The organism is Arthrobacter rhizosphaerae, assembly GCF_023062595.1.
Classification (GTDB): domain Bacteria; phylum Actinomycetota; class Actinomycetes; order Actinomycetales; family Micrococcaceae; genus Arthrobacter; species Arthrobacter rhizosphaerae.
Genome location: NZ_JALLAN010000001.1, coordinates 415,621 through 439,568 on the forward strand (window position 1 = coordinate 415,621; position 23,948 = coordinate 439,568).

A 23,948-nucleotide genomic window follows, 5' to 3' on the forward strand; every position below is an offset into this window, starting at 1 on the left:
CGATAGCATCAGGAGGTGACTTCACAGGTATCTGCGCAGCCGCCCGCCAACACATGGCCGCGGCTCATCTCGGCACTGATCCATCGCACGGACCTCACGGCAGAAGATACCGAGTGGGCCATGGGCAACATCATGTCGGGGGAAGCGACCCCTGCACAGATCGCCGGTTTTCTTGTGGCGCTCCGGGCCAAGGGCGAAACCGTCGATGAACTGACCGGCCTGGTGAAGGCCATGGTGGCTCACGCGAACCCCATCAGCATCTCGGGGGAGAAGCTGGACATCGTGGGCACAGGCGGAGATCAGCTGAACACCATCAACATCTCCACTATGGCTGCCCTTGTGGCGGCTGGGGCCGGTGCCCGGGTGGTTAAGCACGGCAACCGAGCGGCTTCATCTTCCTCCGGGTCCGCTGACGTGCTGGAAGCACTCGGAGTGCGTTTGGATCTGGCCATCGACAGAGTCGCCCGGAATGCTGAAGAGGCGGGGATCACCTTCTGCTTCGCCCAGGTGTTCCATCCCTCATTCCGCCACACCGCTGTTCCCCGCCGGGAACTTGCCATACCCACGGCATTCAATTTCCTTGGTCCGCTGACCAACCCCGCCAAAGTCCAGGCGTCAGCCGTGGGCGTCGCCCACGCGCGGATGGCACCGCTGGTAGCCGGTGTGCTGGCGCGCAGGGGCAGCCGCGGACTGGTATTTCGTGGCGACGACGGACTGGATGAGCTGAGCACCACCGGGCCGTCCACTGTCTGGGAAATCCGGAACGGTCAGGTGGAGCAGGAAACCTTTGATCCCCGGGAACTCGGTATCCGTCCGGCGACGATGGAGGAACTGCGTGGCGGAGACGCCCAAGCCAATGCCGCCGTCGTGCGTCAGGTTCTGTCAGGCACCAAAGGACCGGCACGGGACGCCGTCCTGCTGAACGCCGCGGCTGGACTGGTGGCTTTTGACCTCGCTGCCGAAGGGCCCTTGATGCTGAGGATGAGTGCAGCACTGCTTAAAGCAGAGGACGCCGTCGATTCCGGTGCGGCTGCCGCAGTGTTGGATCGCTGGGTTGCCCTCAGCCAGGGCTAAGTCCTACTGCTCGAATCCCAACGAAAAGGCGGCGTCGAGGTCGTGTTGAGAGTAGGCGCGGAAAGCCATGTGGGTTGTCGTGTGCACAACGGCCGGGACCTTGGAAAGCTTGTCGGCAATGACGTCTGCAAGTTCCTCGTGGCGTGAAACGCGGGCAACCGCGATGAGGTCCCACTCGCCGGTAACCGAATAAACCTCGCTGATGCCCGGGATCGAGGAGATTTCCTCCGCCGTTTCCGGGATGCGTGAGGCGTCTGTTTTGATCAGGACAAAAGCGGTGATCACTGCGAACCCTTCCGGATCGGTTGTGCCATTGCCGTTCGGGCAGGCCCTTGAATCTGTGTTGCCCAGCCTAGTGCATCTGCCTCTGGCGGGCGCGGAGGCGTATGTAGGCCGTTACTGCAAAACGGTGGCCGAGGAGGAAGACACCGAGGGTCACCAAGGCGACGATGATGAATGTCACCACCACCGTCTGATTAGTCAGGGCCCTCAGCAGCATTCCGATGGCGACGGTGCCGAGCCACACGCCCACTCCAGCGGGCCATGGCGAAAAGGGCGCCTTCCAGGCGAGCATCATCAGCCACATTATTGCTGCGCCGGCAAGGAAGGGCCAGGCTGTGAGCAGGACACCGGAGATAACGTCGCCCCGCTCGTGAGCCTCCCGGCCGAGGGCTGCGAAGACGAGAATAAGCAGGGCATCTGCGGCGGCGGCCCCGATGACAGTCGCGGCAGAGACCTTGGCGGCTGTAGTCGGGACAGAAGGCCGGTGAGGGGAAGTCATAAGATCAACACTAGGCATGAATCCGCCACAATCACGCCTTGGAGGAAGAAGTGCACCTGCTGCAAGTCGCGCAAAAGGCCAATGACCTGAATCGCGCAGCCTCTTTCTATTCGGAACTGCTGGGTACCCAGCCCACCGGGCTTTTTGACCCTCCGGGTCTTTTGTTCTTCGATTTGGAAGGCGTCCGGCTTCTTTTGGATCGGGGCGCGCCGTCGTCACTTATCTATCTCGCTGTGCAGGATGTCCGGGCTGATATTGAACGGCTTCGGGACAGAGGCGTCGAAGTCGTCAGCGAACCGCGTGTGATTTTCAGCCACGCCGACGCACAGTTGGGGCCAGCAGGAACCCAGGAATGGATGGCTTTTATCAGGGACAGTGAAGGCAACACGGTAGGGCTGGTCAGCCAACTGCCGCTGGACTAGGCTCTGGTCACACGCACTGGGCTTCCGGGTTCTTGCGTATGCCCTCTGAATGGCGTCTGCGGAGACCTACAGTGATGGGAAATTAATCGTGAAAAAAATCACAACATGCCTTTGGTTTGACGGCCGGGCCGAGGAAGCAGCCGAGCTCTACACGTCAATATTCGAAGATTCCAGGATTTTGGAAGTCGCCCGATATGGAGAGGCTGGCCCTGGGACACCCGGGGAGGCGATGACCGTGCAGTTCGAGTTGGGAGACCGGGAGTTCACGGCCCTGAACGGCGGCCCCGGCTTCACTTTCAATGAAGCCATCTCCTTTATGGTCCCCTGTGCCAATCAGTCAGAAGTGGACAGATACTGGGACAGCCTTTCCGACGGCGGTGAAGAAAGCCAGTGCGGGTGGCTGAAAGACCGGTTCGGAGTGTCCTGGCAGATCATTCCAGACAGGCTGGGCGAGTTGCTGGGCGGATCGGATCCTGAGGGAGCCCAACGGGCAATGCAGGCCATGCTCGGGATGCAGAAGCTCGACATTGCGGCATTGGAGAAAGCTTACGAAGGAACCTGAGCTGAGCCACCCAGCCGCAACCTAGCCCACCCGCAGGGAAGCAAGTCGCCGCCCGGCGGGGTACTAGCCCGCCAGCCCCGCAAGAACAAAGATGGCGGAGGCGATGGCGAATCCCATCACGCCGATCAGCGTTTCCATCACGGTCCACGTAGCCAGCGTCGTCTTCACGTCCATTCCAAAGAACCGCCCCACGAGCCAGAAGCCTGAATCATTGACGTGGGAGACCACCACCGAGCCGGCGGCGACAGCGATGACGAGCGCTGCGACCTGCATTCCGTTCAACCCTGCGGCAGCCACGGCCGGGGCGATCAAGCCTGCGGTGGTGGTCAAGGCCACGGTGGCGGATCCTTGGGCGATGCGGAGGATGGCGGAAATAAGGAAACCTGCCACGATGAGCGGGATTCCGATATTCCCAAGCACGCCGGCGAGAGCGGAGCCAATGCCTGATGCCCGGAGCACACCTCCGAACATGCCGCCGGCACCTGTGATGAGGATCACTGAACAGACTGGCCCCAGAGAGGACTCGAGCAGCTTTTCAAGGTCGCCGCCATGAGTTCCGCGCCTTGCCCCGAGAACGAAGAGTGCCACCAGTACTGCGATCAGCAACGCCACCGGAGTTTCCCCCAACGTGCGGAGGAGCTGGAACCAGTACTCGTTCTTGACGGACTCAGCGAACACGCCGGAGGACGCGAGGGTGCTGAGGCCGGTGTTGACGAAAATCAGCAGGAGCGGGAGCAGCAGCAAGCCAATGATGGTTCGGAATCGGGGCGGATTCGCTTCGGCGGCCGCAGAGGCATGTCCCAGCAGTTCCGGCACGGGGAGGACCAGGCGCTTGCCGGTCCAGAGCCCGTAAAGGTAGGCCGTCACATACCAGGTGGGGATTGCTGCGATGAGGCCGGCAATCATCACCAGGCCAACATTTGCTTCGAAGAAGGCGGAGGCGGAGACCGGGCCGGGATGCGGTGGCAGGAAGATGTGCATCACGGAGAACGCTCCTGCGGCCGGCAGGCCATAGCGCAGGACGCCACCGCCAAGACGATGCGCGACCGCGAAGACCACCGGCAACATCACCACCAGTCCGGCATCAAAGAAGATGGGGAAGCCGAAGATCAGCGACGCCAGCCCCAGGGCGAACGGCGCCCGCTTTTCGCCAAAGATCCCGATCAGGTAATCGGCGAGGACCTTGGCCCCGCCACTGGTCTCGACAATGCGTCCCAGCATGGCCCCCAGCCCGACGAGCAGCGCCACCGTTCCGAGCGTGGTGCCGAAGCCGTTGATCAGCACTGGAACAACCTGGTTCGTGGGTATGCCTGTGGCAAAGGCCGTTGCAAGGCTCACCACGATGAGGGCGATGAGCGCGTGCATCCGGAGCCTGATGATGAGGAACAGCAGGACACCGATTGCCGCGGCCGCGATCAACAGCAGCGGAACCGCGCCGAGCGTTTGGGTCCATCCTTCGATGGTCATGATTCTCCTTTGAGACAGTTCGGGGAAAGGGAGCTGATTGCAGGGGTGGGGGTGCTGGCTTCTGCATCACGGAGGCGGAGAGCGGTTATGACAGTTTGAACGAGCTGCGCCGGGGGGCTCGCGATATCCAACTGCATGCTCCCGGCTGCCAGCTCCGACGTGTCCAGAGGCTCCAGTGCTGCCAGTTGGCTGGGCAGCAGGGTGGTAGGCATGAAGTGGCCTTCCCGTCCGCGCATGCGTTCGGCCAGAAGGGACGCATCGCCGTCGAGGTGGATGAAGACGACACGGCCGTGCGCTTCGGACAAGAGGCGACGGTAGCTTCGCTTCAGGGCGGAGCAGGTCAACACTGTGCTGTCGCCGCCTTCGGCTTTGGCGGTCATCCAATCCCGGATGCCAACCAGCCACGGCCAGCGGTCAGCGTCCTCCAAGGGGACGCCCTGACTCATTTTGCTGATGTTCGACGGCGGGTGGAATTCGTCCGCTTCTGCCTGGGCCCAGCCAAGGGCTTCGCCAAGAGCTTCCGCGATCGTGGACTTGCCGGCACCGGCAACACCCATAACCACAAGGTGGGTAGGAGGACACTTCATTGTTTTGATCTCCGTAGAAGACGACGCTGGCTTTTGTTTTGAAGCTCGCAGCCCAAGACTGCTCGGAAATAAGATAGCACCATTGAAGGCGATAAGTAGTATCTTTTGTAACACAGGTCATACCTTATGACTGGCGGTCGGGTATTCTAGGGAGTGCTGTTTCTGTCTGGCAGATCCAGTACACAAGAGAGGACTGCCATGTCGACGGCGACACAGGGGAGCGGGGCAACAGCCAATGCGGCGGGTCCCGTGTTGCACCGGAAAGTTTTGGATTCGTTGGGGGAGGCCATAGCTTCTGGCAGGCTGGCCCCGGGTCGGCGCCTTACCTTGGATGAGATCCAGCAGGAATACGGAATTTCGCGGACCCTGGCACGTGACATCATGCAGGTCCTTGAGTCAATAAACCTTGTCTACTCCCGCCGTCGGGTAGGCATTGTCGTTCAGGAGCCGGCGCGTTGGAACGTTTTTGATCCAAAACTGGTCCGGTGGCGGCTGGCCTCCGAGCGCAGGGCTGAGCAATACAGCAGCCTGACTGAGTTGCGTATCGCCGTCGAACCCATCGCGGCTGCCGGGGCCGCTCGCCGGGCAAGCTCAGCAGAACGAAGCCGGCTGGCAGGATTGGCGGCCGAGCTTAGGCAGTACGGAGAAGCAGGGGATCAGGAGTCATTCCTGGCAGCGGATATAGCTTTCCACCGTCTCCTGCTGAACAGCTGCGGCAATGAGATGTTCTCAGCCTTGGACAGCATGGTGGAGGAAGTGCTGACAAGCCGCACCCGGCAAGGCCTGATGCCGTTTCATCCAAGCCCTGAGGCACTGCGAGCGCACGAAGAGGTTGCTGCCGCTGTTGCTTCAGGCGATGCAGGAACAGCGGAGACAAGCATGCACCGGATTCTGAATGAAGTCCGGCACGCCATGGGCCTGGAGTAGCTGGTTCAGCTCGACTTACTCATCGGGATTGGGGCTGCGCACGTCTTTCTCCCCGATATCGGCTGCGCCCAGGACATCCGCTGCAGGCGAATGCGTGGTCTCATGTTCCCGCACCCGGAGTTCCGGGTGGTGCAGGTCCAGGGCCGGACGTTCTGAACGGATACGCGGCAGCGAGGTGAAGTTGTGCCGCGGCGGCGGGCAGGAGGTAGCCCATTCCAGGGAGGCGCCAAAGCCCCAAGGATCGTCCACTTCCACTTTTTCCCCTGCGCGCCAGGTGATGTAGACGTTCCAGAAGAACGGGATCACCGAGGCCCCGACGAGGAATGAGCCGATGGTGGAGAACTGGTTCATATAGGTGAAGTTGTCCTCGGGCATGTAGTCCGCGTAGCGGCGGGGCATTCCTTCCACACCCAGCCAGTGCTGGATAAGGAACGTGCCGTGGAAGCCCAGGAACAGCATCCAGAAGTGGATCTTGCCCAGGCGTTCATTGAGCATGGTGCCCGTCCACTTGGGCCACCAGAAGTAGAATCCTGCGAACATGGCAAACACAACGGTGCCGAAGACGACGTAGTGGAAGTGCGCCACCACGAAGTACGAGTCGGACAGGTGGAAGTCCAGGGGTGGTGACGCAAGGATGATGCCCGTCAGGCCGCCGAACAGGAACGTTGCCAGGAACCCGATGCTCCACAGCATGGGCGTTTCGAACGTGAGGGATCCGCCCCACATGGTGCCGATCCAGTTGAAGAACTTCACGCCGGTTGGCACAGCGATCAACATTGTCATAAAGGCGAAGAACGGCAGGAGCACGGAGCCGGTCACGTACATGTGGTGGGCCCACACGGTCACCGAGAGGGCGGCAATCGCAATCGTTGCGTAGACCAGGCCTTTGTAGCCGAAGATCGGCTTGCGGCTGAAGACCGGGAAGATTTCCGAGACGATTCCGAAGAACGGGAGGGCAATGATGTAAACCTCGGGATGGCCGAAGAACCAGAACAGGTGCTGCCAGAGAATCGCACCGCCATTCTCAGGATCGTAGATGTGCGCACCGAATTTGCGATCCGCTCCCATCGCGAAGAGTGCTGCAGCCAGCGGGGGGAAGGCCATGATCACGAGGATGGATGTAACAAGGGCGTTCCAGGTGAAGATCGGCATGCGCCACATGGTCATGCCGGGGGCACGCATGCAAATGATGGTGGTGATGAAGTTGACGGCGCCAAGGATGGTGCCGAAACCCGATAGTGCCAGTCCGAAGACCCACAGGTCACCGCCGACACCGGGTGTGAAAGTTGTGTTGTTCAGCGGGGCATACGCGAACCAGCCAAAGGACGCCGCACCCTGGGGAGTGATGAAGCCGGCCATGGCAATGGTGGAACCGAAGAGGAAGAACCAGAATGCCAAGGCATTCAGTCGCGGGAAGGCAACGTCGGGGGCGCCGATCTGCAGCGGCATGATGACGTTTGTGAAGCCGGCGAACAGGGGAGTTGCGAACATCAGGAGCATGGCCGTGCCGTGCATGGTGAAGAGCTGGTTGTACTGTTCCTTGGTCTGCAGGATCTGCATACCGGGTTCATACAGCTCGGCACGGATGACCAGGGCCATCACCCCTGCCAGTAAGAAGAACACAAAGGACGCGATCAGGTACATGAAGCCGATCGTCTTGTGGTCCGTGGAGGTGATCCAGTTGACGATGACGCTGCCCTTGCGTTTGGGCACCACCTGGGGAGATGCTGTCGGCGCGGCGGTCCCGCCGGTTGCATACTTGTAACTGGCCAAGGTCACTGCCCCCCGGACTGTTCACTATGTGTCTGTGCCATCATCGGCTCTTTTCGGGTGTGCATACTGTGCCGCCGAACGGCTACAGCGGTTGCCGCTTTCCGGCCGCACACCGGAGCCGGAAGGGTGTTCCCCGGCATGACTGCCATGCTGGGATCCTTCTTCGAATTTACTGACGCCAGGTGGTCCTGTCCATAGCCTTTGTGCCCAGCATTACTAGCTGCTGGTCTCGTAGGCGAGGTCGTCAATAGCCCCGGCAAGAGCACACATGTCGAACCACGAATCGGGCAACAAGTCGTGGATAAAGGCGTCGAACTCAAAAGGATCGCAGTCTCCGCCACGGCTCCAGTACTGGATCCAGAGGTCGACCAACGCCAGATCTTCCCGCTGTAGCAGTGTTCTCGCCCTCAAACGCAGGTCCATAACCAATCCTTGCTTCTGCTCCTGCAGCAGCACAAGATCAGCGGGACTCTAACCGGCCAACCCACCCCGTCGCCCGTTTGCCGTGTCGCTAAACCACCGGGGAATCGCTCGGTGAGGACATTGATACAAACACGAAACGTTGCGTCGAGGCCAGGAAACATTGCGGAGCTACGCTAATGCCTAGTTGGACAACGACGTCCCAGCAAAACACGAAAGGAAATTCTGATGTTGTTTGCGAGCAGCCTTACTCTCTTTCTCGATTACCGCGGCAAAGACGACGACGCCCACTCCGGCGCGGAGAATGCCACAGGCTTTCCTAGCGGCCAGCTGACTTCGAGCCCTTGGGAAGGTTGGTGGCACGACGCCATCCTTGGCTAGGCCGCAGGAGGAGCAGTTGTCTTGCGGATAACGAGGTGTGGAGTTCTCACGACATGGGCAGGACTCGCAGTACCTTCTATCCGATCCACGGCCCTGTCGACGGCGGCCGCGGCAAGCAGCGGCGCGTCCTGGCTCACGGACGACAATTGCACATAGCTGAGCCGGGCCATCTGGCTGTCGTCATAGCCGAGCACAGACACATCGGCTGGAACCCGCAGTCCATACGCCCTGAAGCCTTCGATCAGGCCCAGTGCTGATCTGTCATTGAAGGCGACAACAGCCGTCGGCAGGTTATCCCGCAGGAACCGGGCCGCCCGCAGGCCGTCCTCCTCGCCAGGCCCTCCCTGGATAACTGTTGCTTCCAGCCCGTGACGTTGCATTTCGCTGCGAAAGGCTTCGCGGCGCTCTTGGGCTGACACTGCTGTACCGCCGCCGACATGGACAATTTTGCTGTGTCCCAGGCCCACCAGGTGGTCCACGCCAAGACGGATGCCAGCGTGATCATCGCTGCTGACGGAGTCCACAAGCCTACCCACGTTATTACGGAGGAGGCTTACGACAGGCACCTGGTCGGAGTATCGGTCCATCTCATCCCCGCCGAGGGTCGGCGAAATCATGATCAGGGCTTCCGCGCCGAGATCCAGGAGGGACTCGATGGCGCGGGTTTCGGTCCGGCCGTTGGCTACAGCGCTCAAGGCTATTTCGTATCCACGGGAATTGGCCTGCGCGTAAGCAGCGTCCACAATTTCGGCGTGGAAGGGCTGGGAACTGGAGAAGCTGAGACCGATCAATTTGGTCCGGCTGCTGCGGAGCAACCGGGCCCTGGTGTCCGGCCTATAACCGAGTTCCCGGGCGGCATCCAAGACTTTTTGCCGGGTGGATTCAGCTGCGCCGGGCGCACCCCTCATCACTATGGAAACCAGGGCCCGCGAGACGCCTGCCGCATGGGCAACGTCCATCAACGTGGGCCGACGCTGCTGTTCCTTCATGTTCCTCCTCGTCCCCTTCAGTGTATAGAACGATCTAGACATGTCTCGTATGACGTGCCAGCATAGACGGACTAGAACGATCTAGGACCAAGGAAGAGGAACATTCATGAGTTATTTTCAGCATCCAGTGAGCGATGCCAAGCCTGTCCGGGTCGGCTTGATCGGCGCTGGCTGGATCGGCAGCTTTCATGCGGAGTCCGTTGCCCTCCGCATTCCTGCTGCCCGTCTTGACGCGATTGCAGACCCGGATCTTCCGGCGGTAGAAACCTTGGCCAGCAGGCTGGGAGTCAGCAAGATCAGTGCCGATCCCGCAGATGTGATCAACGATCCGGAAATCGACGCCATCCTGATTGCGGCACCGGTGCGTTTCCACGCCGGCCTGATCGCGGCCGCCGCCCGCGCGGGCAAGGATGTGTTCTGCGAAAAGCCTGGCGGGCGCACCGTTGAGGAACTCGATGAGGCGCTCCGAGAGGCTGACACGGCCCGGGTCACCGTCCAGTTCGGATTCAACCGCCGCTATGCGGCGGATTTCGCCGCTGCACGCAAGCTCATTGACGACGGCGTTGTGGGCACTCCGCAGCTGATGCGGTCTCTGACCCGGGACCCCGGCACCGCTGCCGGAATCGCCAATCCGGAGCGCATTGCACCCGGAACGATCTTTTTGGAAACACTGATCCATGATTTCGACACCCTGAACTGGCTCAATCCCGGCGCCATTCCCATCAGTGTGTATGCCGTCGCCGACGCTCTCGTCGCCCCGGAAGCCAAGGCGGGCGGGCTGCTGGACACCGCCGTCGTCACCATCACCTACAGCAATGGAGCGATAGCGGTGGCGGAGGCAAACTTCAATGCCCTCTATGGCTATGACGTCCGCGGCGAAGTCTTTGGTTCCGCGGGAATGGTCACGGCCGGCGGACCACAGGAGTCCAGCGCCACCACCTACACTGCTGCGGGCATGGGCGCTGCAACCGCGCGGCTGAACGTGGACCTCTTCCGCGACGCCTACACTGCGGAATTGAGTGCCTTTGTTGACGCGGTGAAAGCACGCCGGGAAGGTATTCAGGAGCACGGAAACAAACATCCGGGAGGGGTGGACGCCCGCAACGCTTTGGCAGTGGCGCTGGCAGCGCTTCGTTCTGCTGAATCCGGGATGCCGGTGGATGTTGCGACGGTGGCCGACTTGCGCCCGGCTGAGCCGCAGTTCCAGCCGGCCGGGGAAAGTGCATGAGCTTCCGCCTGGCTGTATGCGCCGAGATGGTTTATGGCCATCTGCCTCTGATGGACCGGGTGACGCGGATTCACGAACAAGGTTTCGAGGTGGAACTCTGGGACACCCGTGGACGGGACATCAGTGCGTTGGCGTCCACCGGAGCGTCTTTCTCTTCGATGAGCGGCTACTTCGGCGGCAGCCTGATCGACCCGGACGGCGCCGACGAGGTTCTCGCTTCTGCCGAAAAACTGATTCCCACCGCCCTGGAACTTGGTGTCGAGCGGATGGTGGTGCATCCGGCAGAGCTGGGGGAGGGCGGCCTCGCGGTTCGCCCGGTTCACCGCTCCACCGGGCAGATGTGGCTGACCGGCCTGCGTACGCTTGAACGGCTTGCCCGCCTGGGCGAGAAGCACGGTGTGACGTTTGCCCTTGAGAACCTGAATACCATCCTCGACCATCCGGGCATACCGCTGGCACGGGCGAAGGACACTCTGGCTCTGGTCTCGGCCGTCGATCACCCGAACCTGAAGATGATGCTGGACCTCTACCATGCCCAAATCGGGGAGGGGAACCTCATCGAACTCGTTCGGGCGGCTTTGCCCTGGACAGGCGAAGTTCAGGTGGCGGATGTTCCAGGACGGTTTGAACCCGGCACCGGGGAAATCAATTACAGCGCAGTCGCGGCAGAGCTCAGGGATGCCGGCTATTCAGGCGTCATCGGACTGGAAGCCAGCCCTTCCGGCGGTGACGGCCTCCCCGCGGGCGATGCCGCGCTGGCGGCCTTCGGGGCAGTATTTAGAAGCTGAGCCTGCCTTACACAAGGTGAACCTCTCCCGATAATCTACTCGAGTAACTCTCCCATTTTTCAACCACTCCCAGGAGCCTTCATGTCCAAAAATGCTGCGATGATGACCGTCGAGCTGCTGCCAGGGGAGGGCTGGTGGGGCGGCGCCGTCGCCGATGGGCAGGCCATGCCCTTCGGTCCGCGCCCACACCGACGCGACCTCGCCGTCAACGCCGGTTTCGCGGATGATCCGAGCAAGGGAGCAAACCAGTCTGCTCCCTTGCTGGTCTCCAGCAGGGGCAGGGTCTTATGGTCGGAGAACCCTTTCGCCTTCGCTTTCGCGGACGGTCAGCTCCATGCCGACGGCGGAGCGAAGCTCTTCGAGGCAGCCGGAGGGACACTGCAGGATGCCTTCCTTCTCGCCTCGGGGAGCTTCTTCCCGCCGTCGGGCCTGATACCGGCCCTCGAACTCTTCGACGGTCCGCAATACAACACCTGGATTGAAATGCCCTATGCGCCCACCCAGGAGGGCGTGCTCGCCTATGTGGAAGGACTGCTCGACGCCGGATTCCCGCCGGGTGTAGTCATGATCGACGACCGCTGGTCTGCCGGTTACGGGGACTGGCGGTTTGATGCCTCTCGTTTTCCGGATCCGGCTGCCATGGTCAAGCAGCTGCATGCCAAAGGCTTTCATGTAATGCTCTGGCTCGTGCCGTTTATCAGCCCGGACAGCGATCAGTTCCGTGAATTGCGGTCCCGCGGCCTGTTGCTCGCCGGTGCAGACGGGGAGGTGATCGTGCGGGAGTGGTGGAACGGCTTCAGTGCCCTTCTTGATGTGACCAATCCCGAGGCGGGCAAGTGGCTGCTGTCGCAGCTGGATGCCTTGCGCGATGAGTACGGCGTTGACGGTTTCAAATTCGACGCCGGGGACTTGCGGGACTACCGTCACGGCGACCGGCCGGCGCACGGCAACAGCCCGGCTGACCTGTGCGAGGCTTATGCAAGGCTTGGCCTCAACTACGGGTTCAACGAGTACAGGGCCTGCTGGAAGATGGGCGGACAACCGCTCGCCCAGCGTTTGCACGACAAGCCTCCGACGTGGGGCACAGACGGATTGCTCTCCCTCATTCCGGAAGGCATCGCCCAGGGCCTCATCGGCCACGCATTCACTTGCGCCGACATGGTGGGTGGAGGTGAACTCACTGCCTTCGCGCCCGGCTCCGCCGTCGACCAGGAGCAGTTCGTCCGCTACGCCCAATGCGCAGCACTGTTCCCCATGATGCAGTTCTCCATATCGCCCAGCCGTGTGCTTGACGGAGAGCACCTCGCTGCGGTGCTCTCCGCCGTCGCGATCCGCCAGGAACTGCTCCCGGAAATCCGGGCGCTGACGGAGCATGCGGCACAGACCGGCGAACCGATCATCCGTCCGCTTGCTTACCACTTTCCGGGCTTTGAACAGGTGACCGACCAATTCCTCCTCGGCGAGCGGATCCTGGTTGCGCCGGTCCTTGCCAGAGGCGCGGTTCGCCGCACTGTGGTGCTCCCGGGCGGAACATGGGTTGGCCCCGATGGAACCGAGTACGGGGAGGGGCTCGTTGAGCTTGAGGTGGGACTCGGCAGTCTTCCAGTGTTCAGGCGCACGTGACGTCAGGACAGGGCTGCACACCGGTCAGCTGACTTTGAAGCCGCCGTTGCTGGACAGAATCTGACCGTTAATCCAGGAGCCAGACTCCGAGAACAGGAATCGAACGAGATCTGCTGTGTCGTCGGCCGTGCCGAGGCGCCCGGCGGGCGTCGCTCCGATCCCTGATTCACGCGTTGCGTCATCCATCCAACCCGTGTCGATCGGACCCGGGTTGACGACGTTCGCCCGAACCCCTCGATCAGCCAACTCGACCGCCGCCGCCGTGACGATGCGATCGAGGGCTCCCTTGCTCGCCCCGTAGGGCAGATTATTCACAGTGTGGTCGCTCGTCAACGCGACGATCCGGCCGCCGACGTGGCCCGGGTTCACCGACTCCGGCAGTTGCTCGGCGAAAGCGTTGATGAGGAGCCATGTCGCCCGCGCGTTCACTGCGAAATGGCGGTCCCAGCTCTCGATGGTGGTGGTCAGGATCGAGCTGTCCACGGACTCGCAATGTGACATGACTAGACCCGTCACCGGCCCCAGACTCTGAGCCACCCGGATCAACTCTGCCGGCACCGTCGGGTCGCTCAGGTCCCCGGAAACAAGCTTTACGGCGACTCCAAGTGCACGGCACTCGTCGGCGATTGTCTCGGGGTCGGCGGTGCCTCTCTCCAAGCCAATCCGCACATCGTAGGGCTTCCAATAGTTCAGGATGAGATCCCAGCCATCACTTGCCAGTCCGACGGCGAGACCCGCCCCGATCGATCGGCGCCTCCCGACTCCCGTTACTATTGCGGTCTTCGAACGGTTTCGAATGGTCATGGCCCGACTCTATAAGAGGTAGCGCCGGGTTATGACGGGGGAGTGACCGATTTGGGCTGATATGCCGCAATGCTTTCTTGGACGTAGCTTCCCGGCAGGGGTCGGTAGGGGAGAGGCGAGGGGCCTCGCGCTTATCCCGAGCCTCAGAGCGCGGAGGGCTTAATTTACACAAAGAAGTGTGCTTGTCTGAAGCAGATAACGCTTGAGCAGGGGAGCAGGACCCGTTCTTCAACGAGGTGACACACATGAGGTTGACGACCACGACCAACGTCTCTGTGGATGGTGTGATGCAGGGGCTGGGCGGGCCTGACGAAGATCGGAGCGGCGGCTTCGTGCGCGGGGGATGGGCCATACCGCTTCTCGACACTGAAGCCGGAGATTACCTCAACCAGGTCTACGGCGGCGCGGACGCTTTCCTGTTCGGCCGGCGGACCTACGAAATATTCGCCGGTTACTGGGGCGCGATGACTGACCCGAGTGTCAACCCGATTGCCGCAGCGCTGAACGACCGGCCCAAGTATGTGGCATCTACCAGCCTCACCGATCCGCAGTGGGCGGGCACGACAGTCCTGCACGGCCACCTTGCCACTGCCATCGGTGATCTGAAGGGGCAGCGAGACGGCGAACTGGTGGTGCCAGGAAGCGGCGTACTCGTCCGATGGCTCCTTGCCAACGACTTGGTTGACCAGCTCGACCTGGTCACTTATCCCGTCGTCGTCGGACAGGGCACACGGCTGTTTCCGGATTCCGGTCCGGATCTTGCGCTCGAACTCGTCAACTCGCGGACGACGTCACGGGGTATCACGATCCAGACGTATCGGCCTTTCGGGCGTCCTGAGTATGCAACGTCTTCTGTCGGTCCCGATCAGCTGGGGAAGGGGCAATGTCAGCGAGCTTCACTTTGCAGAGCATCACAGAATTCCCGTTACTTTACATAATGTAGATTATCGGCGTTGAACCCACGGGAGTAGAAGCATCACCTTTGCTGACCTCGTCGACACCTAGCATGATCCGCCGCTTGATGCGCAGGGTACCGCTGACCGGTTCCATCAGCCAGCGTGCGACTGCCACTGGGGCAGGGACAGGCCGGTGTTTATTGTCGTCGGACCTCAATGTCGCGGTGGTTCTCCTCGACCCAGTCGGCCATCCGGTTGCCCCGCAACGCTATGAACTTCAGCGAGGCTTCCTGAACCCTGATGTACTCTTCTTTCGTGACCGGGACGCCGGTGCGCGTGAAGACCTTGTCCTCATCCTCCTCTAGGAAGAAGTCGATCTTTCCCTCCGGCGTCACGAGATCCTGGAAGTGGAAGAACTCCACGAACTTCTCGAACGTGCGGAAGAGTTCGAAGAAGTCCCCATAGTTAGTGGTGACGTCGGCGAGGGGGCTGCCTGGCTCCTTGGCGTAGTGGCGCCGGATGCATTCCAGAGTCAGGTCCATCCGGTCCGCAATCCGTATCCGCATTCCCCTGGCGGTGTTGAGGGTGGGCAGGTGTATTCCCCTGACGGGCCAGATCATGGCGCTGCCGATCGTGTACGGCGGGTCGAAATAGCGGCGCTTCTGCTCCTCACTCAACTCGGCCTTAGCCGCGACCAAGGCATTGGGCTTCCCCCACCTGGTGTAGGAGTTCGTGATGGCGTCGCTGCCGAACGTGAACGATTTATCGGGCGTCTGCTCGAACATCAGGTAGTTTTCCCGACGCACCTTGGGAATTTCCGAGACCGCCAGTTCGAACAGCTGCCCATCGCATAGCTCCTTCTTCCAGAGCAGCTGATGGTCAGCCTTGAGCCGCGGACTATGAGAGTCCGCGTCCTTTCCCGGAGGCGTGGTGTCGAGAAGGTAGTCGAAGGCGATGTCGAAGACGCGCATGGAAGGAAGTCTACGTGCCCGCCTATTGCGAACCGCGGAACCTGCAGCCGAAACAACCGCGCGGTCGCGCAGGCCCAACGACTGGAACAGCAACCTGATGGTGCTCGGTGACTTCAACCTGGACCGGAGCGGCGACCCGCTGTACGAATCTCACGATGTAACGATAAGGCGGCCGACAGTTTCCGCAGGACTGACGCTCGGAAGACGCGGAGCTTCAGGGGAACTGTCGCCCTCGGATTCTGGGCTACTCCCGGCCCATGAATAACCGTGCATGCCAGTTTGGAAGGAGGAGTAGAAGTAGATGAGTGAACTCCTCTCAGTCTGCTTTCCGCCTTTCTCATGTCACGTCGCGGTCGCTCAGCTCGATCAGAGACTAGACCCAGCGGCCCTCCGCTAAATCAGACCAAAAGCCGACACGATACCTCGGTAACTTCACGTCGGGCGCCCGGAAAAACTCAGCGGCGAAGTAGGCAGCAAGGTCACTGCCGTAATAGATCACGTCCGTCTGGTAAACAGAAAAAACCGGACTTCCCGCCGGCGCTGGCGCTCCGGGCAGAAAACGGTGCAAGTAGACAGGAATCAGCGTCGGCACGAATTGCATACGTTCCCGCGCTGCCTGCACAGCCGTAGCTGTTTCACTTGGCCTTTCACCCCATTCACCGGGCCAGAAGGCATTCTGCTCGACGTCAAACAGGACTCCTTCCAGGGGCCAGCTCAGCCGCTGATTAATCCCATAAGGCTCCCCCAACCAATCAACCCATCCAGGGCCCATCGGAGTAGCCAGACTCAGCAGCCCCGCATGATCAGGGCTGAACTTGATACCAAATTGCTGCTCAACGTCGGCGATCTCGGTATTAGTTAGACCAGGACCCAACGGAATACGCGCCTCGTAAAGTGTCTCAATGGCTGCCTCAACGATAGATGTCACGAGAGAATCCTGTCACCAACTCGTCCCATATCAACATGTCCGCTGCCAGTCTGGAGGCAGGTCATGATCGGGGGGAACATCGCCCCACAACTAACAGCCGCTGTTCCTGTTTTCACGCAACAAGGGACCTTTGTCCCTTACGGGCTCCGCCCCTCTCTGGAAACATCGTTTTGGGGCTGCCAGCCGCTGCACTGGATGTGGATCGACCGGTTGGGTTTTACCAAATCACTGATCCTTCTCGCCGAATGTCGGCCAGGCAAGCACCCGCCACGATTCAAAAGGCGATGTTGCCTGGAAGGAGCAAATTGATGGCAGGTTCGTTCGAGGTATTCATGGATGCCGAATCGCACGTGCGGTTCAGGCTGGTTGCCCCCAATGGAGTTGTACTGGCGGTCTCTGAACAGTTCGCTGACAAACGTCTCGCTGCCGCGGCAATCAAAGATGTACGTGAATGCGCCGGAACCGGGCTGATTCAGGACCTCTGCCCAAAGCCTTCCCTCGAACCTGTCCAAAAACAGCACTCCACACCGCGGCGTCCGGTGGTTCGACGCCCCTACAACTCTCTTTCCACCCGCGCGGTTTAGGTCCCTCCGACACTAATTGGGCGAAGCCCGCTGCTTCCCCAGCGCTCCCCCGATGTCTCGACGTCACCGAAATGTGATCTAACTTACTTGACGCACTTGTTTGTTAGCGTTCACACTTGTCGCCAGAGCGAATCTGCTTCAGTTTGCAGCAACGGTGGTGTTGGGGTCTCCCGCCTGCATGTAACTAACGCTTCCGGGAGGATGTTGTGTTTAAGAAATCTCTAGTAGCCGTTTTGGCCGCCTCAGCTATTGCCCTTACTGCCTGCGGAGGTGGCGGCCAGGCCGCTTCCAGCACGGGCGGTGCTGATAAGAAGATCGTGATGGGCTTCGCCCAGGTCGGCGCGGAAAGCGGCTGGCGCAGCGCCAACACCAAGTCCGTCCAGGAATCCGCGAAGGAAGCCGGGATCGACCTGAAGTTCTCCGACGCGCAGCAGAAGCAGGAAAACCAGATCAAGGCGATCCGGTCCTACATCCAGCAGAAGGTCGACGTCATCGCCTTCTCCCCCGTGGTTGAATCCGGCTGGGACACCGTCCTGAAGGAAGCCAAGGACGCCAAAATCCCCGTGATCCTCACCGACCGTGCCGTGGACTCCGCAGACAAGAGCCTCTACAAGACGTTCCTGGGCTCTGACTTCGTCCTCGAAGGCAAAAAGGCCGGCGAGTGGCTCGTGGGCGAGTCCAAGGCCGCCACCGACACCGTGAACATCGTCGAGATCCAGGGCACCACCGGTTCCGCCCCCGCCAACGACCGCAAGGAAGGCTTCGAAGCTGCCATCAAGGCTGACCCGAAGCTGAAGATCATCGCCTCCCAGAGCGGTGACTTCACCCGCAGCGGCGGCAAGCAGGTCATGGAAGCCTTCCTGAAGAACAACCCGGACATCGACGTTGTCTTCGCCCACAACGATGACGAAGGCCTCGGCGCGATCGAAGCGATCGAAGCCGCCGGCAAGGTCCCGGGCAAGGACATCAAGATCATCACCATCGACGCCGTCAAGGACGGCATGACCGCCCTGAGCGCCGGCAAGATCAACTACATTGTCGAGTGCAGCCCGCTGCTGGGCACCCAGCTCATGGACCTCGCCAAGAAGGTCCTCGCCGGCGAAACAGTCCCCGAGCGCGTCGTCACCGAAGAAACCACCTTCACCCAGGAACAGGCCACCAAGGCCCTGCCTACCCGTCAGTACTGAGCCCCGCTCACCTGATCGTCCATGCGGCGGCACAGCACAGCACCCCCAAGCTGCCCGCGTGCCGCCGCACGGATCAAAATGCGCGGAAATCACCGCACCGAATACACCCCACAGATTTCACCGCGCCATAGCCACACCCCTGGCGTAGAAGCGACCGCGCCCTGTCACGGCTGCCGTCCCCTGGCAAGAAAATTACCCACAAAAACGCCCCGTTCACTAAGGGGCACGGAAAGCAGGCGCAACGATGCGACCCATACGGTTACTCACCAGGACGGCAGCGGCGGGGGCCATCGCCTCGGCGCTTGCCCTGACCCCGCTGGTCCCGGCGTTGGCTGAGACCACCCCCGACCCAAGGCTCGTCCTGCAGTACAACCTGGATCAAAGCAGCGGAACCGTGGCTGTGGACACCTCCGGAAAGGGACGCAACGGCACGGTCGTAAATGGCGGCACGTGGACGGGAAGCGAAGGCCTCAAGCTGGACGGCGTCAATGACTATGTCCGCCTTCCGGACAACATCATGCAGGGACTGTCCGCCATCACCGTCAGCACCGAGGTTCTGATGGCACCGACACAAGCAACTCCCTACTTCATCTATGGCCTGGGCAACACGACGTCGAACGCCGGTAACGGCTACCTGTTTACCACTGGTGACAGCTACCGCACCTCTATCGCCTCCGGCAACTGGTCCACCGAGCAGACCCTTTCCCAAAGCCAGCCCCTGGCGCGCGGCGTCTGGAAGACAATCACGTACACACTGGCAAATGGAACAGCCACACTGTTCCTCGACGGCGCACAGGTCGGACAAAAAACCGGCATCACCATCACGCCAGGCAGCATCGGCAACGGAATAACGACGGCGAACTACCTCGGCCGTTCGGTCTACACAGCGGACAAATTTTTGTCCGGGTCCGTCCGTAACTTCCGGATTTACGATGCTGCCCTCACTCCAAGCGAGGTGGCGGCAGCAATAGCACCAAGCGACACACTGAGGGTGGAACGGGATGCAGCAGCACTGTCTCTCGGAGACCTCTCGGCAGTGACAGGCAACCTGTCCCTGCCGGCAAGCGGCGTCAATGGCTCCACCTTGACGTGGTCGTCAAGCAACCCCGCTGTCATTACCAACACAGGAGCAGTGACGCGGCCAAACGCGGCGCAGGGTCCGGCAAACGTGACCCTCACGGCAACAATCACGCGCGGTGACGCCTCCGGAACAAAAACATTCACTGCAACCGTTCTCCCTGCCGAGTCAGATGAAGAAAAGCTGGCGGCCGCCACTGCTGCGTTGTCCCTTCCGGCCCTCGACGACGTCCGCGGCAATGTCACGCTGCCGGCAACCAGCGGACAAGCCGCGGTAACCTGGCAGTCCGCAAGCCCGATCATTGACGCCACAGGCGTCGTTAACCGCCCGGCTGTGGATACCGACGTCGTCCTGACGGCCACCCTGAAGGTCGGAACAGCGACCGGAACGAAGCAATTCTCGGCCCACGTAAAGGCCAAGCCAACTGTTGCACCCTATGCCGGATACGCTTTCGCCTATTTCACGGGGAACAGCCTTGCCGGGGAAAACATCTACATGGCCGCAAGCCGCGGCAACGATGCCCTCCACTGGGATGAGACCAACGGCGGCAAGCCGATCCTCACGTCCACCATGGGCACCAAAGGCCTGCGCGATCCCTTCGTGATCCGCTCCCCCGAAGGCGACAAGTTCTACATGATCGCCACGGACCTTTCCATCGGCAGCGGAACCTCCTGGGACTCCTCCCAGCGCCAGGGCAGCCAATACCTTGAGGTCTGGGAATCTTACGACCTCAAAAACTGGTCCGAACAAAGGCATGTGAAGGTTTCCCCCAGCACGGCCGGCAACACCTGGGCTCCGGAGGCCTACTACGACACCAGCATCGGCGCGTACGTTGTGTTCTGGGCATCGAAGATCTATGCAGAATCCGACCCGGGCCACACCGCCGGGGTTGTGAACAAGATGATGTATTCGACCACACGCGACTTCCGCACCTTCTCTGAAGCCAAGGTCTGGAACGACCCGGGCACCTCAGTCATCGATTCAACGGTCATCAAGGACAAGGACACGTTCTACCGCTTCACCAAGGATGAAGGCGGCGTTTCGGGCTGCGTGGACATCATGCAGGAAAAGTCCAACAACCTTCTCGCCGTCGACCTTCCCACCACCAACCCCAGGAACTGGGCGCTCCAGAGCTCGTGCATCGGCAAGAACGCAGGAACTGCAGCGGTGGAAGGTCCCACCGTCTTCAAATCCAACACAGAGGAGAAGTTCTACCTCTTCCTTGACGAGTTCGGAGGACGCGGCTACATCCCGCTCGAAAGCACAAGCCTGGAAACCCCCAGCTGGAAGCTGTCCACCAACTATGACCTGCCGGCCAGTCCCCGTCACGGAACCGTTCTCCCGGTAACGCAAGCTGAGCTGGATGCCCTTCGCCAGACACCAAAACCCGCTCCCGCCAATGAAAAGGGCGAGATCCTCCGCTACTCCTTTGACCAGACCTCGGGGACGGACGTCACAGACTCCTCAGGCAATGGCCTCAACGGCAAGATCGTGGCGGGCGGCAGCTGGCAGCCGGACGGCGCTCTCAAGCTCGACGGCGCCGGCGGTTATGTCGATGTCCCCGACAACATCCTCTCCGGTGTTCAGGACCTAACGGTGGAAGCGGACGTCAAAGTCAGCACCGCCCAGAGCGGGTCCTACTTTCTTTATGGATTCGGTAACACCGACGCCGCCGGAGTGGGTAACGGATACCTGTTCGCCACCGGCAACTCTGTCTATAAGACCGGTATCGCTTCAGGTAACTGGACAACGGAACAAAATGCCAACAGCACATCAGCCCTCCCCCGCGATTCATGGAAGCATCTGGTTTACACGCTGAAGGGCACTGTCGCCACTGTGTACCTCGACGGGAAGAAGGTTGGCGAGAACCTGAACGCCACCCTGAACCCCGCCGACATCGGGGTGGGCAGCACCACATCGAACTACCTTGGCAAGTCCGTCTACACCGCAGACAAAACCCTCAACGGCTCCCTCCGCGAGTTCGCCATCTACAACCGGGCGCTGTCAGCGGATGAAGTCATGAACCTTTCAGGCGATAAGACCGGACTGGCAGACGTTTCCCTGACGGATGCCAGCCTTCTGAAGGTGGCGCCCATCGTCGACAGCACAAGCAAAAAAGTCACCTTCCCCGTCAAGCGCGGCACGGATCTGAGCAAGCTCTCGCCTACATTCAGCCTCTTTCCCGGAGCTGCCTCAAGCCCCGCTTCCGGAGACACTGCGGACTTGAGCAAGCCAGTCACGTACAAGGTGACAGGGCCTGATGGTTCAACGGCGGATTGGACCTTCTCAGTGCTGGAAATGAAGAGCCCGGTGTTGCCCGGCTACACAGCTGATCCGAACATCGTGGTCTACGGGGACACGTACTACATCTACCCCACGACCGATGGAATTGCTTCTTGGGGCAGCACGAAATTCTCCGTCTTCTCGTCCAAGAACCTGGTGGACTGGACAGATGAAGGCGTGGTGCTCGATCTCGCGAACGTCAGCTGGACGCATACAAATGCCTGGGCTCCAGCAGCTGCGACGAAGAACGGCAAGTACTACCTGTACTTCAGCGCCGGTCAGAACATCGGCGTCGCTGTCGCTGATTCTCCCACTGGCCCCTTTGTCGACTCCGGCGCCCCGCTGGTAAACAAGGCGGCCTTCGGAGGTGCCCAACAGATCGATCCCGCTGTATTCACTGATGACGACGGCGTGTCCTACCTGTTCTGGGGCAACGGCACCGCGCGCTATGTTCCCCTGAACCCGGACATGGTCTCCTACAACGCTGCCAACATAAAGACCATCACCGGCCTGACGCAGTTCAGGGAAGGAGCCTTTGTACACAAGCGCAACGCTACCTACTACCTGACCTATTCGATCGATGACACAAGGAGCGAGAACTACCGCGTCGGTTACGCCACAGCCGGCAGCATCGCCGGACCGTGGACCTCCAAGGGAGTCATTCTCGAGAAGAAGCCTGAAGTCGGCATCCTGGGAACCGGACACAACTCTGTGGTGCAGGTCCCCGGTACGGACGAGTGGTACATCGTGTACCACCGCTTCGCCATCCCGGGCGGCGACGGAATGCACCGGGAAACCACCATTGACCGGCTCACTTTCGCTGCAGACGGATCGATTAATCCGGTTGTTCCCACACTCGAAAGTGTGGAGCCAAGATTCGCCGACACCTCTGCCCCGACCGTTACGGTGGCTACCGAGCCTGCAGCACCGAATGGTACTGAGGGCTGGTACGTGGGTCCTGTTACGGTGAACGTCACTGTGAGTGATAACTCCGCAACGGCCCCCAGCGTTGAGGTATCGGTCGACGACGGTGCCTGGGTTCCGTACACGCACTCCTTCGACGTGGCATCCGATGGCGCTCACACTGTCAAGGCAAAGGCCACAGATGCGGCCGGAAACGTGTCCGCGGAAGCATCAATCGCGTTGAAGATCGACAGGACAGCACCACGAACGGCTGCCACCCTCGACGACGACCGAACGCTCACCCTCACCGCCGAAGATCCCTACTCCGGCGTTGCTGCCCTTGACTACCGGGTGGGCACGGCCGAATGGGCACCGTACTCCGGGCCCCTTCCCGCAGGACGGACAGCGGCAACTGTTGAGTTCAGGGCTATCGATATAGCAGGCAACTCCACTCAGGGAATCGTGGACGTCCCGGCACCGGCTTCACAGTCGATCTCCTTTGGACCGATTGCAACCAAGACGCTCGGGGACGCTGACTTCGCAGTCAGTGCAACGTCTACTTCCGGTCTGCCTGTATCGCTCTCTGCCGCCGGCTCGTGCACCCTGCAAAACAACTCGGTTCACTTGGCAGGCGCTGGAACCTGCACCATCACTGCCAAGCAGGACGGGAACCAACGGTTCCTGGCGGCCCCCGACGTCGTCCGCTCCTTTACGGTCAACGCCCCGGTGCTGGACAACTTTGACCGGGCGAACGGGACGTTGGGACGTTCGTGGAGCGGCGAGACCGGACCTCAGTCCTACGTCATCAAGGACAAGGCCCTTAGCCCGCTCCTTGGGGGCTCGACGCTCTACTCCAGCACGTTTGGTGCAGACCAGACGGCTTCCCTGACGCTGAAGTCCATCGCACCCAAGTCGGTTCAGGGTGTGATGCTCAAGGCCCAGTCCGGGAAATCATTCCTCTCGGGCGGAGTTTCAGTGGTCTATGACGCACCCACCAAATCAGTGCGCCTGTCCACCTTGGGTGCTGAGAAAGCGTGGTACTCCTACCCCGACGCTTTGGCTCCATTCGCGGCAGGAGACGTCCTCACTGCCAGCTACGTGAACGGCACTGTCACCATCTACAAGAACACAGAGGTTGTTGCTGCTGTGTCGCTCCGGGCAGCCGACGTGCAGTTCTTTACCGGTAAGACGGGCAAGGGCGGTGTCGTGACCTCGCAGGCGACCGGCAGCGTCCTGGACGATTTCCGGGCGGCGACTATCACTCGTCAGGGATAACCACCCCGCAACTGGAA

The 23,948-nt window shown here is 60.9% G+C and carries 22 protein-coding genes; 12 read left to right on the forward strand and 10 right to left on the reverse strand.

Annotation, left to right across the window (positions count from 1 at the left end; translation table 11 throughout):
* The first annotated feature begins 15 nt into the window (after nucleotides 1-15).
* The gene (trpD, locus tag MU551_RS02070) at nucleotides 16-1,074 is read left to right on the forward strand and encodes an anthranilate phosphoribosyltransferase (RefSeq protein ID WP_247040470.1); all 1,059 of its coding nucleotides are present in this window, start codon (nucleotides 16-18) and stop codon (nucleotides 1,072-1,074) included.
* 3 nt (nucleotides 1,075-1,077) lie between these two features.
* On the opposite strand, the gene MU551_RS02075 is transcribed toward trpD, so the two are convergent.
* The gene (locus MU551_RS02075; protein WP_247040471.1) at nucleotides 1,078-1,359 is read right to left on the reverse strand and encodes an Lrp/AsnC family transcriptional regulator; all 282 of its coding nucleotides are present in this window, start codon (nucleotides 1,357-1,359) and stop codon (nucleotides 1,078-1,080) included.
* 67 nt (nucleotides 1,360-1,426) lie between these two features.
* Nucleotides 1,427-1,855: a DUF3054 domain-containing protein gene (locus MU551_RS02080; protein ID WP_247040472.1), complete on the reverse strand. Its 429-nt coding sequence runs from the start codon at nucleotides 1,853-1,855 to the stop codon at nucleotides 1,427-1,429.
* Nucleotides 1,856-1,905: 50 nt separating this feature from the next.
* On the opposite strand from MU551_RS02080, the gene MU551_RS02085 reads away from it, so the two are divergent.
* Together MU551_RS02085 and MU551_RS02090 are read left to right on the forward strand one after the other, a co-directional pair.
* Nucleotides 1,906-2,277, forward strand: coding sequence for a VOC family protein (locus MU551_RS02085; RefSeq protein ID WP_247040585.1), 372 nt, complete (start codon nucleotides 1,906-1,908; stop codon nucleotides 2,275-2,277).
* Between the two features lie 88 nt (nucleotides 2,278-2,365).
* On the forward strand, nucleotides 2,366-2,839 hold the full coding sequence (locus MU551_RS02090) for a VOC family protein (protein WP_247040473.1): 474 nt from the start codon (nucleotides 2,366-2,368) through the stop codon (nucleotides 2,837-2,839).
* A gap of 63 nt (nucleotides 2,840-2,902) precedes the next feature.
* Here MU551_RS02090 and MU551_RS02095 read toward each other — a convergent pair whose 3' ends face one another.
* Complete coding sequence (locus tag MU551_RS02095; protein ID WP_247040474.1) at nucleotides 2,903-4,306, reverse strand: GntP family permease; 1,404 nt, start codon at nucleotides 4,304-4,306, stop codon at nucleotides 2,903-2,905.
* A complete protein-coding gene (locus tag MU551_RS02100; RefSeq protein WP_247040475.1) occupies nucleotides 4,303-4,893 on the reverse strand; it encodes a gluconokinase in 591 nt (196 codons plus the stop codon). The genes MU551_RS02095 and MU551_RS02100 overlap by 4 nt, the downstream gene beginning before the upstream one ends.
* A 198-nt stretch (nucleotides 4,894-5,091) precedes the next feature.
* Here MU551_RS02100 and MU551_RS02105 point away from each other — a divergent pair, with 198 nt between their 5' ends.
* Nucleotides 5,092-5,820, forward strand: a complete 729-nt coding sequence (locus tag MU551_RS02105) for a FadR/GntR family transcriptional regulator (protein WP_247040476.1) — start codon at nucleotides 5,092-5,094, stop codon at nucleotides 5,818-5,820.
* Nucleotides 5,821-5,835: 15 nt separating this feature from the next.
* On the opposite strand, the gene ctaD is transcribed toward MU551_RS02105, so the two are convergent.
* Together ctaD and MU551_RS02115 are read right to left on the reverse strand one after the other, a co-directional pair.
* Complete coding sequence (gene ctaD, locus MU551_RS02110) at nucleotides 5,836-7,593, reverse strand: aa3-type cytochrome oxidase subunit I (RefSeq protein WP_247040586.1); 1,758 nt, start codon at nucleotides 7,591-7,593, stop codon at nucleotides 5,836-5,838.
* Nucleotides 7,594-7,809: 216 nt separating this feature from the next.
* The gene (locus MU551_RS02115) at nucleotides 7,810-8,016 is read right to left on the reverse strand and encodes a hypothetical protein (protein ID WP_247040477.1); all 207 of its coding nucleotides are present in this window, start codon (nucleotides 8,014-8,016) and stop codon (nucleotides 7,810-7,812) included.
* A 225-nt stretch (nucleotides 8,017-8,241) separates the two neighbouring features.
* Here MU551_RS02115 and MU551_RS02120 point away from each other — a divergent pair, with 225 nt between their 5' ends.
* The gene (locus tag MU551_RS02120) at nucleotides 8,242-8,394 is read left to right on the forward strand and encodes a hypothetical protein (protein ID WP_247040478.1); all 153 of its coding nucleotides are present in this window, start codon (nucleotides 8,242-8,244) and stop codon (nucleotides 8,392-8,394) included.
* Here MU551_RS02120 and MU551_RS02125 read toward each other — a convergent pair.
* The gene (locus tag MU551_RS02125) at nucleotides 8,391-9,383 is read right to left on the reverse strand and encodes a LacI family DNA-binding transcriptional regulator (RefSeq protein ID WP_247040479.1); all 993 of its coding nucleotides are present in this window, start codon (nucleotides 9,381-9,383) and stop codon (nucleotides 8,391-8,393) included. The two genes, MU551_RS02120 and MU551_RS02125, sit on opposite strands and share 4 nt — an antisense overlap.
* A gap of 106 nt (nucleotides 9,384-9,489) precedes the next feature.
* Here MU551_RS02125 and MU551_RS02130 point away from each other — a divergent pair, with 106 nt between their 5' ends.
* From MU551_RS02130 to MU551_RS02140, 3 genes are all read left to right on the forward strand, one after another.
* Nucleotides 9,490-10,611 carry a Gfo/Idh/MocA family oxidoreductase gene (locus MU551_RS02130; protein WP_247040480.1) on the forward strand — a complete coding sequence of 374 codons (1,122 nt, stop codon included), beginning with the start codon at nucleotides 9,490-9,492 and terminating at the stop codon, nucleotides 10,609-10,611.
* A complete protein-coding gene (locus MU551_RS02135; protein ID WP_247040481.1) occupies nucleotides 10,608-11,399 on the forward strand; it encodes a TIM barrel protein in 792 nt (263 codons plus the stop codon). Before MU551_RS02130 ends, MU551_RS02135 begins: the two co-directional genes overlap by 4 nt.
* Before the next feature lie 81 nt (nucleotides 11,400-11,480).
* The gene (locus tag MU551_RS02140; protein ID WP_247040482.1) at nucleotides 11,481-13,022 is read left to right on the forward strand and encodes a glycoside hydrolase family 31 protein; all 1,542 of its coding nucleotides are present in this window, start codon (nucleotides 11,481-11,483) and stop codon (nucleotides 13,020-13,022) included.
* 24 nt (nucleotides 13,023-13,046) lie between these two features.
* Here MU551_RS02140 and MU551_RS02145 read toward each other — a convergent pair whose 3' ends face one another.
* On the reverse strand, nucleotides 13,047-13,826 hold the full coding sequence (locus tag MU551_RS02145) for an SDR family oxidoreductase (protein WP_247040483.1): 780 nt from the start codon (nucleotides 13,824-13,826) through the stop codon (nucleotides 13,047-13,049).
* A gap of 245 nt (nucleotides 13,827-14,071) precedes the next feature.
* Here MU551_RS02145 and MU551_RS02150 point away from each other — a divergent pair, with 245 nt between their 5' ends.
* Nucleotides 14,072-14,764, forward strand: a complete 693-nt coding sequence (locus MU551_RS02150) for a dihydrofolate reductase family protein (protein WP_247040484.1) — start codon at nucleotides 14,072-14,074, stop codon at nucleotides 14,762-14,764.
* Between the two features lie 155 nt (nucleotides 14,765-14,919).
* Here MU551_RS02150 and MU551_RS02155 read toward each other — a convergent pair whose 3' ends face one another.
* Together MU551_RS02155 and MU551_RS02160 are read right to left on the reverse strand one after the other, a co-directional pair.
* Nucleotides 14,920-15,693 carry a DUF6994 family protein gene (locus tag MU551_RS02155; protein ID WP_247040485.1) on the reverse strand — a complete coding sequence of 258 codons (774 nt, stop codon included), beginning with the start codon at nucleotides 15,691-15,693 and terminating at the stop codon, nucleotides 14,920-14,922.
* A gap of 373 nt (nucleotides 15,694-16,066) precedes the next feature.
* On the reverse strand, nucleotides 16,067-16,621 hold the full coding sequence (locus MU551_RS02160; protein WP_247040486.1) for a hypothetical protein: 555 nt from the start codon (nucleotides 16,619-16,621) through the stop codon (nucleotides 16,067-16,069).
* A 308-nt stretch (nucleotides 16,622-16,929) separates the two neighbouring features.
* On the opposite strand from MU551_RS02160, the gene MU551_RS02165 reads away from it, so the two are divergent.
* The 3 genes from MU551_RS02165 to MU551_RS02175 all read left to right on the forward strand — a co-directional run bounded on the left by MU551_RS02165 (nucleotide 16,930) and on the right by MU551_RS02175 (nucleotide 23,931).
* Entirely contained in the window at nucleotides 16,930-17,205 is a 276-nt protein-coding gene (locus tag MU551_RS02165; RefSeq protein ID WP_247040487.1) for a YegP family protein, read from the forward strand.
* A 206-nt stretch (nucleotides 17,206-17,411) separates the two neighbouring features.
* Nucleotides 17,412-18,392: an ABC transporter substrate-binding protein gene (locus tag MU551_RS02170; protein ID WP_247040488.1), complete on the forward strand. Its 981-nt coding sequence runs from the start codon at nucleotides 17,412-17,414 to the stop codon at nucleotides 18,390-18,392.
* A gap of 244 nt (nucleotides 18,393-18,636) precedes the next feature.
* Nucleotides 18,637-23,931 carry a family 43 glycosylhydrolase gene (locus tag MU551_RS02175; protein WP_247040489.1) on the forward strand — a complete coding sequence of 1,765 codons (5,295 nt, stop codon included), beginning with the start codon at nucleotides 18,637-18,639 and terminating at the stop codon, nucleotides 23,929-23,931.
* The last annotated feature ends 17 nt before the right edge of the window (nucleotides 23,932-23,948 follow it).